General features: G+C 36.6%; 7 protein-coding genes. 1 reads left to right on the top strand and 6 read right to left on the bottom strand.

The features are described 5' to 3' along the window. Positions 1 to 67: 67 nt before the first annotated feature. The 6 genes from H7F21_RS15805 to H7F21_RS15780 all read right to left on the bottom strand — a co-directional run bounded on the left by H7F21_RS15805 (position 68) and on the right by H7F21_RS15780 (position 7,726). The gene (locus tag H7F21_RS15805; RefSeq protein ID WP_185790286.1) at positions 68 to 1,420 is read right to left on the bottom strand and encodes a UDP-N-acetylmuramate--L-alanine ligase; all 1,353 of its coding nucleotides are present in this window, start codon (positions 1,418 to 1,420) and stop codon (positions 68 to 70) included. 119 nt (positions 1,421 to 1,539) lie between these two features. Then, a complete protein-coding gene (locus H7F21_RS15800) occupies positions 1,540 to 2,943 on the bottom strand; it encodes a TolC family protein (RefSeq protein WP_185790285.1) in 1,404 nt (467 codons plus the stop codon). A gap of 4 nt (positions 2,944 to 2,947) precedes the next feature. Continuing rightward, positions 2,948 to 4,303, bottom strand: a complete 1,356-nt coding sequence (locus H7F21_RS15795; protein WP_185790284.1) for an HlyD family secretion protein — start codon at positions 4,301 to 4,303, stop codon at positions 2,948 to 2,950. Positions 4,304 to 4,315: 12 nt separating this feature from the next. Next, complete coding sequence (locus H7F21_RS15790) at positions 4,316 to 5,977, bottom strand: peptidase domain-containing ABC transporter (RefSeq protein ID WP_185790283.1); 1,662 nt, start codon at positions 5,975 to 5,977, stop codon at positions 4,316 to 4,318. Then, entirely contained in the window at positions 5,964 to 6,656 is a 693-nt protein-coding gene (locus tag H7F21_RS15785; RefSeq protein WP_185790282.1) for a TetR/AcrR family transcriptional regulator, read from the bottom strand. The genes H7F21_RS15790 and H7F21_RS15785 overlap by 14 nt, the downstream gene beginning before the upstream one ends. A gap of 116 nt (positions 6,657 to 6,772) precedes the next feature. Further along, a complete protein-coding gene (locus tag H7F21_RS15780; protein ID WP_185790281.1) occupies positions 6,773 to 7,726 on the bottom strand; it encodes a tetratricopeptide repeat protein in 954 nt (317 codons plus the stop codon). Between the two features lie 243 nt (positions 7,727 to 7,969). Here H7F21_RS15780 and H7F21_RS15775 point away from each other — a divergent pair, with 243 nt between their 5' ends. Beyond that, complete coding sequence (locus H7F21_RS15775) at positions 7,970 to 14,110, top strand: alpha-2-macroglobulin family protein (RefSeq protein ID WP_185790280.1); 6,141 nt, start codon at positions 7,970 to 7,972, stop codon at positions 14,108 to 14,110. Positions 14,111 to 14,118 lie beyond the last annotated feature (8 nt).

The following is a 14,118-nucleotide window of genomic DNA, read 5'->3' as shown; positions in this document are numbered from 1 at the left end:
CAACACTTCGATACTTCGACAGACTCAGCAAAGACAATCTCAGTGTGACAGTTCAGGATGACAAACTCTAGAATAAATTTTTTACATCATCAAAATCCAAACCGCCATAATTCCCTGAGCTCATTAAGAGCAAGGATTTATCATCAAATTTTTGAGAGAACAAAAAGTCTTTAAAATCATCTGGATTAGTATAGATAACTAAATCATCACGTTCAAAAGCATTGGCAATTTGTTCATGAGTAACTTCCTCAAGTTTTTTAATCTCCACAGCATGTGGTGAGTAAAACACGACAGCCACATCAGCAGCATCTAAAGCGCCTTTGTACTCTTTTAAGAATTCAGCATTTAAGCTACTATACGTATGTAATTCCAAACAAGCGACTAGAGTTCTGTCCTTGTATTGTTCTTTAACGGCTTTAGTTGTGGCTTCTACCTTACTTGGTGAGTGGGCAAAATCCTTATAAGCGACACATTTAGAGTTTTCGGCAATTTTTTCTAGTCGTTTACTCGCTCCCTTAAAGGTTGAGATGGCTTCATAGAAATCATCTTCATCAATACCCATATGTTGGCAAATCCATTTGGCACCAGCTAAATTGTTCAAATTATGTGCACCAAACACCTCGATTGGCATTGGACCTTCAGGGGTTTCTAAAAGCGTTTCACCATTTTCAACAGTATATGCTGGTGTCTGGTACGGAAGCTTTCTAATCTGATTTTCTGAGGCTTCAACTACTAGTTTTACCTCTGTATCTTCTTCATTGTAATTAATGCTTCCTCCAGTAACAATAGAATCGACAAAAATGCTAAACTGCTCCACATAATTCTCATAAGTTGGAAACACATTTATATGATCCCATGCAATACCACTCAACAAAGCAATATTTGGTTTGTATAAATGAAATTTTGGTCGTCTATCTATTGGTGAGCTCAAATATTCATCGCCTTCCAAGACCATAAAGTCATTGTCTTCTGTTAGTTTAACCATGACGTCAAAGCCTTCTAACTGCGCTCCAACCATATAATCAACATCTCGATCATGATAGTGCATCACGTGCAAAATCATTGAGGTTATCGTCGTTTTTCCGTGACTTCCACCAATAACTACTCGCGTTTTATCCTTGGCTTGCTCATACAAAAATTCAGGATAGCTGTAGATTTTCAAACCCAATTCTTGGGCTTTCAACAATTCAGGATTGTCCACTTTGGCATGCATACCCAAAACAATGGCATCTAAATTTGATGAAACCTTTTCAGGAAACCAACCAAAAGTTTCTGGCAATAGCCCTTTAGCTTCTAATCTTGATTTTGATGGATCAAAAATAGTATCGTCACTTCCTGTGACAGTATAGCCTTTATTATGAAGTGCCAGGGCGAGATTGTGCATTGCTGCACCACCAATAGCTATAAAATGTACGTTCATGTAACAAATATAATAGAACTTGAACTCGAAACCGAAATTGAAAAAAGAAAAATAACTTCTTGATTTGAGTAATGAGGATTTACATTTAATTATTCCATTTTGGGGAAACTAAAAGGGGCTTACAAATCCGGGTTAACGGCTAAACTATTAAATAACTTTGCCTTGGTACTAAAGAACTTGTATTGCACTTCAATAGCCTTTATTTGTCCGTCTATTAGTTTTGCTTCTCGCGAGTTCACCAAAAACAATGAACTCTCTCCTAAGAAAAATTTACGCTCTTCTGCTTCTAGCATACGTGAATAATCCGTTACCATTTGTGCTACTAAGTCGTTCTGAGTGACATAAGAATCGAGCTCCTGTCGTAAAGCGTTAATCTTATTCTGTAGGTTTACCCTTGTGGCATCAATTTCAAACTCCGTGTCTTGCATTTTAAGCTTTGCCAATCTTAAATCACCACGTTCTTTTCTTAGAAACAAAGGAAAACTAATATTTAGACCACCTTTGTATTCTGCGGTATTCAACGTCCTGGCTACTTCAGGTGTCTCTGTTAAAAAATTATACTCCACATCTACTTTTGGCAATAGCTTATTGGCTTTTAATCGTGTATCAACTTCCAAACTTTGAAGCTTGTAATCGAGAGAAATCATTTTTGGATGGGCCTCAACAATGAGTTCATCGTTCTGTAATTGGTTAAGATTAAAGGTTGCATCCACAATAGGATCCGAATTAACGTCTGGCACAACATTAGGCTGCAACTCCACAGGAATATTATTGTCTAGCCATAAAAAAGTGGAAAGTTCGAGTGCTGCTTTCATCAGCTTCACTTTTGACTGCTCTAAACTCAACTTTCGTTGATTTATGGCAATACGTGCTTCAACCACATCGATGTCTGCACGTTCTCCAACCTCAGCACCACGCTCTATTCCTCTAAATCGAAGTTCGGCATTGACCAAAAAGTTTTCGAATAACTTCAGTTCATTATAAGCCTGCAACCATTTAAAATAGGACATAGAGGCTTCAAACAAAATATTATTGACAAAAATATCACGGTCTGCCTTAGCTTGTTCCCTAAATAATTTGGCTTGTTTTAAGGATGCCATACGATCATTAATCAATAAACCTTGAGCGACGGGTACTTTTACACCTGCAGAATATAGACCGTCCTCAGGAACGAATGCTTCAGGATTTAAGAAATCACCTGTATTCTCCTCAAACGTCGCTTTTAGCTCCACACCAAACCAGGTAGGAATTTTAAACATACCATTTAACTGATCGAAATATTCAGTGCCTTTAAACTTCTTGCGGTCGTAATCCACTTCAAACTTTGGATCAAAAGCGCCACGAGATTTCATTAACTTGGCCTGGCTTTCGTCAATCACCAATTCTGCTTGCTTGACGATAGGATGAAACTTCTTCACATAACCCAAATACTCATCAAATCGCAGCACTTCAGAAATACTATCCGTCTGACCAAAGCTTGATGCACTTATAAAAACAGCAAGTAACGTAATTAAATACTTCATGCTTTTATTTCTTAGATATTTTAGCGGAGCCTCCATCTTGCGGTTGGTAATAATTTGGTGGGAAACCGTTTAACTGTCGCCAAAGTTCAAACCAAATTGGCACGTCGTCCAGCAATGCCATAGTAAATGCTCCCGAACCTGCTCTAACGTCCTTTGGCCAAGGGTGATCGTCTGGATCTGGTTTAAGCAAAACCCTAAACTTACCATTATCACTTATAAAGCGCTCTACGGCAACTACTTCTCCTCCATAGGTTCCGTACGACACGTTAGGCCAACCACTAAACACAATTGCAGGCCAGCCGTCAAATTGTACACGCACTTTCTCTCCTTTGTGAATTAACGGTAAATCTATGGGCTCTACAAAGGTTTCAACGGCTAAATCAACCTCTGCTGGTATAAGTCCAACAAGTTCCTCGCCTTCCTTAAATGTAACACCTACACCACCTCGTAATGCTTTATTTATAAAACCATCATAAGGCGCAGTGATATACAACAGACTATTTCTAATTTTATAATTTGAATACTGATTCTCTAATTTTTGAACCTCTGCCTCAGAATTAAACTGACTCGATTGCGCTGAGAATTTATCACTCTGCGCTTTAGATACTTTGTCAGAATACTCCGCCTTAATTCTAGAAATTTCGACTTGCGCATTTATGACTTCGTTTCTACTTGCCAATAATTTAGCCTCTTGAGAAATACGCTTTGCTTGTGTCTCTTGTAGTTTTACACGAGCATCTTCCACATTTTTTAAGGCTGCAAAGCCTTCTTTATATAAGGTATCCGCACGATTGTACTTGGTCTGCGCAATTTTAAGATTAGTCTCAGCCGCTTGAAGATCTATACTATCTGACTGTACCCTTAAGCGCGATTGCAAAAGCTTGTTCTTTGCCATCTCCAGTTTAAGACTTCTTTCATTTTGTAAGGCACCTATTCTTACATCCGTAGCCTTGACTTTCTGCTCATAGGATTTCACAGAAAAGGCTTTAGCATCCCTTTGTTGTCCAGTTCGTTCCACTAAGTTAGGATCAAAGTATTCACTTTTTACCTCAGAGATTTGCATGATAGTGTCACCTTTTTTAACCTTATCCCCTTCTCTTACATACCATTTTTCAATTCGTCCAGGAATTTGTGACTGAATCGTTTGTGGTCGCTGATCGGGAGTTAAAGTTGTTACCTGGCCTCTACCCGTAATATTCTGTGTCCACGGCAAGAACAATATGATGATTCCTACAATCGCGAATGCACCGAGAAAACGATTAAAGTATTTATAGTATGATTTATCGAAAACGCGCTTACCCGAGTTATACGTAGATAAATCAACTTTCTTATTCAAAGGATTATTGGATATATTCAACATAGTAATTCGAGTTTAGATAATTTCACCATAGTTTAGATTGATCACATCAGTACATTCATTAATCCAATCTTTATTGAAACTTGCTACAATTAATGCCCATGGATTTTCCGGTGCGGTCAATGCCTTGATAATTCGTTTTGCTTCCGTAGCCTCAAAATGCTCTAGAGGCTCCTCGAGAACCAGTACTTTTGGTTTCTTTAATATAGCTCTAGCCAAAATTATTTTCTTAGCAACAGTGAAAGACATTTGCCTACCTTCTGGATAAATAACTGTTTCTAGTCCTCTCTCGGTCTCTTTAAGATATGCTCTTAGACCAACCATTTCGACAACCCTATTAATATCTTCGTTGGTAACTCGATCACTAGTTAATGTTAGATTATCCCTAATACTTCCCTCGAAAGGTGTTTCCTCTGCCAAGGATAAGCCCAGACATGATCTATAATTGTTTAGGTGTAAATTCTGAAGAGATTCATCATTAACGAAAATTCTACCTTTTGTTGGCTGAATAATTCCTGAAATGATTCTGAGCAAACTTGATTTCCCTGATCCGCTAGGACCTTGTACCAAAATACGACTCGCAGGATGTATGGTCATAGAGACATTATTCAAGATTGGAACCTCTCTATCTGGCACGTCGTAAGTAATACCATCTAATTCAATCTTTAAATTTTCTGCATCTTCTACCTTGATTCCTTCTTGTGGCTCCAATTTTTTGTCAACCACTTGACCCATTTTTTCCAAAGAGGTTAACACATCGTAAAATGATTCTAAACCAAGAATTAATTTTTCTACCGAGGCGATTACCAAAAGAATTATGATTTCTGCAGCAACAAACTGACCAATATTCATTTCTTGATTCAATACCAAGAGACCGCCTATGAGCAATAAGCCTGCAGTGACCAAGACCTTAAAACCAACCATCTGAATAAACTGGATGATTAAAACTTTAAAATGACTTTCTCTTGCTTCTAAGTAACCATCGACAAGAGCGTCATTTTTTTCAAGGGCCAATGAGGTTCTACCTGAAATTTTAAAACTCGTTATAGCTCTTGCCACCTCCTGAATCCAATGAGCTACCATATACTTTCTCTTGGACTCCTTTAAACTCGTATCCATACCTCTTTGAATCGTGAATTTAAATACTACATAGATGAGCAGGATTAAAAGAATGCCAAAAGCAATAAAAAAAGGATGATAAAACGATAATAAAATCAAAGCGAATACAATCTGTAAAACTGCGGCTGGAACGTCTATAAGTAGCTTTGCTAAGCCTTTCTGAACGGTTAACACATCAAAAAATCTGTTGGCTAATTCTGGTGGATAATAGTTGCGCAATTCATCCATCTTAATTTTAGGAAAGCGATAGGTAAATTCAAAAGATGCTCTCATAAAAATACGCTGTTGTACGGTTTCTATAATTCGCATTTGCATTAATTGAAGTATACCTACAAAGGCTACACCAAGTGTTACCAGAATCACGAGTACTATCCAAGAAGTACTGACCTGTGCGCCCTGAATTAAATTTATAATGGCCTGTATTCCTAAAGGCAATGTAAGATTTATAAGTCCAGAAAATACCGCATAGTAAATAACTTGCACTAAATCCTTTTTCTCTAATCTTAATATTCCTAGAAAACGCTGCCAAGGTGTTAGGATTGGTTTATCTTGATTCATCTGTAGTGGTCTTTAGAACTTTTTGTGTGAGACTAATAAAGAATTCTGTAGGCGTTACATCCTTGCCACAATCCGTGATTGAGCTAAAATGCGCTTTTAAAAAATGTTGATGCAGTGCACCCTCTACTATAGTACTTGCCAAGCTAGATGGGAACTCATAGTCGGGATTCACGTGACTTATAATATCACTTAAACGTCTAATGACACGCTTGTAGACTACAAAATAACCCTCTTTGTTTTCGCTATCAACCTCCTTGGTTAAGTATGATTTTGAATATTCATTAATAATAATTCTGTTCAGTACTATTTCATTAATATGCGTAAATGCCACATCTTCTTTTATTGTCCTAGTAACAACATCAATGGCTCTTAATAACTGATCATTTTCGTCAGCTACATTATGGGTTGCAAAAACCATTTGGTATTCGATCCAAGCCCAGTACCAGGAGGTTAAATACAAAAGCAATTTGTGCTTACTCTCAAAGTAACGATAGATAGAACTTTCATTAGATCCTATTTGTGCTCCCAACTTTTTAAAGGTGAAACTATCGAAGCCTATATCATCTATCAGTAAAATACTATGCTCAATGATGCGTTTTCCCAAGTCTGAAGACTCAGGATCCTTGATAAAGATTTTATCAGGTACCGCAATTTTTAAATTAGACAATAAACTAATCATGCTAAAAAATTTGATTCGCAAATATAATAGTATTACTATCATTTTTGCGTATTTAACAAATATTTAAGCTATTAATATTTCTAATGAATCGTATAAATAATATTTATGGATAAAGGTTAAAGCTTGGAGATAGCTTCTTTTTCTTCTTGAAAGACTTTAATTTTTGGCAAACCAGTAATGGCTTTATCAATCCATTTATTGGCTTCCTCTTTATTCTTTTTATGCTTATGAATTTGAGCTAAACGATAGTAAGCCCATGCCTTAGGCACTCCATCTTTGGCTGAATGATTAGATAAATAAGCCTTTAAGCATTTTTCACCTTTCTCTAATTGCACATTGTAATCGGCGCACACCTTACCTATTTGATAATGCATGGCATTACGTTGTAATTTTGCTTGCCCTTCTTCTAAATTACCTATAGCTTTCTCCGGTTTGTTTTGTGCCTCGTAAAAACTAGTGAGTTTTTCATAACAGGTAACAGAACCTCCTACCTTAATAGCGAGTTTATAATATTTTTCAGCTAGTTCTGGTTCATCGTCATATTCATAAACATAGCCTTTGGCCAAATAACCATCAACTTTAGATAATTTTTCGAGCTGACCAGCATACTTCAAAGCCTTAGAATTACTTCCGCCCACAATTCCAGGAAGTGAAACATATAACTCTACCAAAGCCCAGCGCGTATCAATGTGATTTGGATCTAATTCGGCAGCCTTTAAAAATGCTGACTTTACATCACCTATAATCGTAAGCGCCTTTAATTTACTCACACTTAAGGCTTTCATACCTAAAGCGCCTCCATATTTATATTGGTAGTTGGCATTGTTCGGTTCTTTTTCGGTAAGTGTTTTGTATTGTGCTATAGCCTTATCCCATTTTTTCTGATATCCATAAGCGTCTCCCAACAACTCAATAGCTTCTTTATCATTAGGATTTGAGCTTAGAAAAGTTACCATCTCCTGTTGTGCTTTCTTAAAAGACTTCTTAGCGATATAGTCCTTGGTTTTCTCTTTAGATGTCTGTGCGAAACAAAAAGATGATATAAAAAAAATCCACAGAAATTTCCTCATTGCAATTAGCACTTTTTTGTAAAAATACAATTTAATAACGTACGCAATAACTCACAAATTGCTTAACTTAACTCATTGAAACGACACGTTTACGTTTTATAGCTTTTTTTGGAATACCTTTTGAAGGTACTTTGAAGAAAATAATAATCAATGAAAGCCCATAATGGGTATTAGGCAAATCCTAATGAATCTGAACCAAAATATTAAGGTGCTAAATTCCATTTGGTTATAAAATTTTAAAAAATGAAACACTATATCTCAATACTAATGCTTATTTGCTTTGCCTCTTTTTCTAATGCCCAAAATGATTATGATAGCGATTGGAAAAAAGTCGCTACACTAGAAAATGATGGCCTAACCAAAAGTGCATCTGATCTCGTTGATACCATTTACAAAAATGCTGTTAAAGTCAATAACGAGCAACAGCAAATTAAGGCCCTGTTGCATAAGAGCAAGTATATGCTCATTTTAGAAGAAGATGCTCAACTCAATATCGTCAATCTTTTTAAGTCTGAAATTGATAAAACAGATAATATCATTACCAAACATCTTTTAGAAAATATGTTAGCAACGATGTATTGGCAATATTTTCAACAACATAGATATCAATTTTATAACCGAACAAAAACGAGCGATAAGGTAAGTGACGACTTTAGAACTTGGGATTTAGAAACATTATTTAGTGAAGTGCATTTCTATTATCAACGTTCTCTTGAAAATGGATTATTGCTTCAACAAGAATCTTTAGAAAAATACAAACTGCTCTTAAACGAAACCAAAGGCTCAAAAATTTATAGACCAACAGTGTTTGATTTGTTGAATCATAATGCACTTAAATTTTACAAAACCAGTGAAAACAGCATTACACAACCAGCTTATAAATTCACGCTCAAAGATGAAGCCTTGATTGGTGATAGTGAAACGTTCATTAATTTGAATCTCAGTTCAAAGGATTCAATGTCTTTGCAACTCAATGCCTTAAAAATTTATCAAAATTTACTAAAATTTCATCGAAACAGTGATGTGAGCAAAGCCTTTACAGATGTAGACATCGAACGTTTAATATTTGTGTCGCAACATGCCACTTTCGATAATAAAGAAGAATTATTAATAAAGACGCTAAAAACTAAAGCCGCATCCTTGAAAGGTTCTCCTTTATCTGCTTTGTATAACTTTGAAATTGCTTCAGTTTACACACAATTAGGAGGTCAATATCATAGTAATTCCAATCAAGGTGAACCTAATGAGACCCATCGTTGGAAACTCAAAGACGCTTTGGAATTATGCAATGCTGTCATTTCAGAATATCCAAAAAGTGATGGTGCTCATCAGTGTGACGTTTTAAAACAGCAAATTTTACAACCAAGTTTACATCTTCAAGGTGAAGAGTTTATTCCGCTTAATTCTGCTTCACGTGTTTTGGTTAGATATAAGAATCTGACAACCCTTAATTTTTCATTATATAAGATAAATAAAAGTCAATTAGAGAGCTACAACAACATTTATAACGCAGACGAAAAAGAACGATTTTTCAGTAAACTTCGAGCGTTTAAATCGTTTTCGAGCGACTTAAAATCCGAAAGTGACTATCAAGAGCATGGCACTGAAATCATTATTCCAGAATTACCAAACGGATTATACCTCATAAAAGCAGACACCAATACCAAAGACAAGGTATTTGCAGCCGCACATATTCAAGTGACTGACATGGCTGTGGTGGAAAGCTCCCAAAATGATATCATCTACTATCAACTCATTAATAGAACCAATGGTGCACCAATTGTAAATGCTAGTATTAAGCTGAGCTATAGAAACAATAGGAATAAGTTATTTACTAAAAGGCTAAGTACGGATCGCTTTGGTAAGTTTAAATTCAACAGAGATAAAAATTATTATAGAGACGTAGAAATTCGAGCAACTTACAAAGATCGCATCGCTTATTTTGGTGATTATTATATTAGTAGGACCTATGATCGCAGTCCGAACAACGATACCAAATACAATGTCTTTTTATTTACGGATCGCAGTATATATAGACCTGGACAAACAGTTTATTTTAAAGGAATTGCTACTGCTGCTAAAGATGATAAAACCAAAGTATTTGAAAATCAAGAAGCCAAAGCGACACTTAAAAACGTTAACGGTGAAAACGTTGGTGAGTTAATATTGGAAACCAACGAATTTGGTTCTGTAAGTGGTGAATTCATTTTACCTAATGATGGTCTTACTGGTAACTATACACTAGAACTATTCTGTGGAAGAAAAGGATATTCCTATTTCTCAGTTGAAGAATATAAACGTCCTAAATTTAAAGCCGAATTTCAACCTATAACCGAGACACATAAAGTTAACGATAGTATTACTGTAAAAGGTACTGCTGTAGCTTTTGCAGGCAGTAATATCACAGATGCCAAAGTCGTATATCGCGTAAAGCGTCAAGTACAATATCCAAGCTGGTGGTATTGGAGACGTCCCTATTATAGTTCTGAACCACAAGAAATCACTTTTGGTGAAAGCAAAACGAATAGCAAAGGTGAGTTCGAGATTATTTTTAAAGCACAACCAGACGAAAGCGTTTCGAAAGAGAGCCTACCAGTATTTAGATACGAGGTTACTGCTGATGTCACAGATATTAATGGCGAGACACGTTCTACAAGTACTGTTGTTAATGTAGGTTATCACGCCATGACGTTGCAGATTTCGACACCAAGTGTTATCGATAAATCCAAAAAGGAGATTGAAATAGCCATTAACTCGCAAAATTTAAATGGATCATTTGTTCCTGCAAAAGGCAGGCTGAAAGTTTATAAACTAAATGCGCCAAATAAGGTGATGCGAAACAGACCTTGGAACGCTCCAGATTATCAAGTCATTTCCAAAGAAGAATTTAAGCGTTTATTTCCTCACGAGCCTTATAATGACGAACATATGTTGACCAATTGGAATAAAGGTGAGCAAGTCTTTACAACCGATTTCGACACAGAAAAAGAAAAGATCATTACTTTAAAGAAACTGAAGAGATGGGACTCTGGAAAATATATCATTGTTGCCGAGAGCAAAGATAAATTTGGACAAGATGTAAAAGATGAAGTGTACGTATCACTTTACAGTAAAGATGATAAAATGGTCGCCGACAATCAATTGTTTGAAGCTTCCTTAGATAAAAACAGTTACAGCGCTGGCGATATCGCAAAGCTGACTATAGGTTCCGCTGCAAAGGATATTACGGTTACCGTTGAAGTCGAAAAAGACAACAACATCATTGTTACCCAATTGGTAACATTAGACAACTCCAAGAAAACCATAAGCATTCCTGTTTTGGAAAGCGATTTAGGTGGTTTTGAAGTGCATACAAGTTTCGCGGCTTTCAATTCTTATATACCGCAAAGCTTTAGAGTCAATGTGCCTTATCCAAAAACCGATTTAGAAATTGAAACTACAACCTTTAGAGATAAGCTTCAACCAGGACAAGACGAAACTTGGAGCTTTAAAATTAAAGGGCCAAAAGGTGATAAAGTTTCTGCCGAATTATTAGCAAGTATGTACGATGCCTCATTGGATGAGTTTAGAGCGCATGGTTGGTATTTTAATCCTATTTATAGACCATACTATTCTGGTAGCGTGAACAAAAACTACTATCCTAGCTTTGGAAATGCCAATTTTAGACTATTTAATCGTTTTAAATATCCAAACGGTTATGCGAGTCAAGGCTATGACCAATTGAATTGGTTTGGGTTTTATTTTGGGAATAATTATAGATATAGATTGGAAAGAAAACTATCTGCTCCTCAAGCAGTAATGCTGGCTGAAGAATCAGCTGAGGCAGAATTTGATGCTGTTTCCGTGGGTGGAGCGACTACAGCTGATTCAATAGTTGAGAATAATCTAATAAGAGGACTTGATAACAGTGAGGCTGATCACTTAACTATTCAAACAGGTTCAGAAGCTCCTGGAATCAAAGACGATGGCATCCAAATACGACAAAACCTAAACGAAACGGCTTTTTTCTTCCCTCACTTGAAAATCGATGCTGATGGTAATGTGAGTTTTAAGTTTAAAGCACCGGAAGCGCTGACCAAATGGAAACTGCAATTGTTGGCGCATACCAAAACCCTAGAAAGTGCCGTTACGCAATTAGAAACTGTGACTCAAAAAGAGTTAATGGTCATACCAAATGCACCACGCTTTTTACGAGAGGGTGATCAAATAAGCATTAGTACTAAAATTGCAAATCTCACAGAAAAAGAATTATCTGGTGTGGCACAATTAGTATTAACAGATCCCATCACGGGCAAATCATTAGACAATGAGTTACTGGTGGCTGAGGCTCTCGAAGCCACTAAGGGAAATGAGGAAAATGTCACTTCGAAAACCTCAGCGACCAAGACTTTTTCTGTCGATGCCAAAGGCAACACACAAGTGAGCTGGAAGTTAACCATTCCTCAAGGTATACAAGCCGTGCAATATATAGTCATTGCCAAATCAGACGATTTCAGCGACGGTGAGCAAAATGCCTTACCAGTTTTATCCAATAGAATGCTGGTCACGGAAACACTTCCAATGTGGGTGCGTTCTAACCAAACAAAGACATTTACACTAGATAAGCTTAAAAATAACACCTCAACAACGTTAACCAATCATAAGCTGACTTTAGAGATGACGTCCAATCCCGCCTGGTATGCCGTACAAGCTTTGCCTTACTTAATGGAATACCCATATGATTGCAATGAGCAAACTTTTTCTAGGTATTATGCAAATGCTTTAGCGCAACACATAGTGACATCCAATCCTAAAATTGAAGCCGTATTCAATCAGTGGGCTTCGAGTATCTCAGCCAGCAGTTTATTGAGTAATTTAGAGAAGAATCAGGAGTTAAAATCTTTATTGATTCAAGAAACGCCTTGGTTACGCGATGCACAATCCGAAACGGAGCAGAAAAAACGTATTGGCTTGTTGTTTGACCTTAACAAAATGAATAGTGAACTAAGTTCAGCCTTGCGTAAACTCAAACAAAACCAATTGCCATCAGGTGCTTGGCCTTGGTTTAATGGTGGTTATGCCAACCGCTACATCACGCAGCATATTATTTCTGGTTTTGGTCATCTAAATCAGCTTTCCGTCACATCGAGTGAAGTCGAGATGCAAATGATTTCAAAAGGCATTCAATATCTGGATTCAGAATTTGTAAAAGAATACAAGGACTTAAAGAAGTATAACAAAAATATAGATTTAAGCAAGGATCATTTGTCTTATACGCAGCTACATTACTTGTATGTCCGTAGTTTTTATCCTGAAGTAAAAGCTTCAAAAGAAGTAGAAACTATTATGGATTATTATAAAAGTCAGATTCAGAAGTATTGGTTAAAGCGGTCATTATATGCTAAAGGTTTAATGACCTTGACTATGCATCGCATGAATGATGACAAGACCTCGGGAAAAATACTAAAATCCCTAAAAGAAAATAGCATCACTTCAGAAGAATTAGGCATGTACTGGAAAGACAACATGAATTCCTGGTATTGGTACCAAGCACCTATCGAAACCCAAGCGTTATTGATTGAAGCCTTTTCAGAAGCTGGTACTGTCATTCAGAATGAAGAAAAAAATATAAGAGATATTGATAACCTGAAAATCTGGCTACTCAAAAACAAACAAACGAATCAATGGAAAACCACCAAAGCAACAACTGAGGCGGTATACGCCCTATTATTGCAAGGAAGTGCATGGTTAGATGTCACAGAAATGGTCGATATCAAAGTGGGTAGCGAATCTATTTCTCCTAAAACTTTAGACGACGTAAAAGTAGAAGCTGGCACAGGCTATTATAAAACCTCCTGGACAGGTTCTGAGATTAAATCAGAACAAGCTGATGTTACTATCAGCAAAAAAGGAGATGGTATTGCCTGGGGAGCGATGTATTGGCAATATTTTGAAGATTTAGATAAAATCACATCTGCTGAAACGCCATTACAATTAAGTAAGAAACTCTTCTTAAAAACAAATACTGTTAAAGGCGAGGAGATTGCAGAAATCACATCAGAAACCAAGCTTCAAGTTGGTGATGTAGTCAAAGTTCGCATTGAATTGCGTACAGATCGTTCCATGGAGTTTGTACACCTCAAAGATATGCGTGCTGCTGGTTTTGAACCCATCAATGTGTTATCGCAATACAAATGGCAAGATGGTTTAGGCTACTATGAAAGCACCAAAGATGCTGCAACAAACTTCTTTATAGACTATTTGCCTAAAGGCGTATATGTTTTTGAATATGATTTACGCGTTAACAATGCTGGTGATATGAGTAACGGTATTAGCACCATTCAATCTATGTATGCTCCGGAATTTAGTAGCCATAGTGAAGGTATAAGAGTGCATATTCAATAAAGAAAGAA

This window comes from Winogradskyella flava (assembly GCF_014243395.1).
GTDB lineage: Bacteria > Bacteroidota > Bacteroidia > Flavobacteriales > Flavobacteriaceae > Winogradskyella > Winogradskyella flava.
Note: the sequence above shows the minus strand (reverse complement) of the source record. Positions and strands in the feature narration are given on the sequence as shown.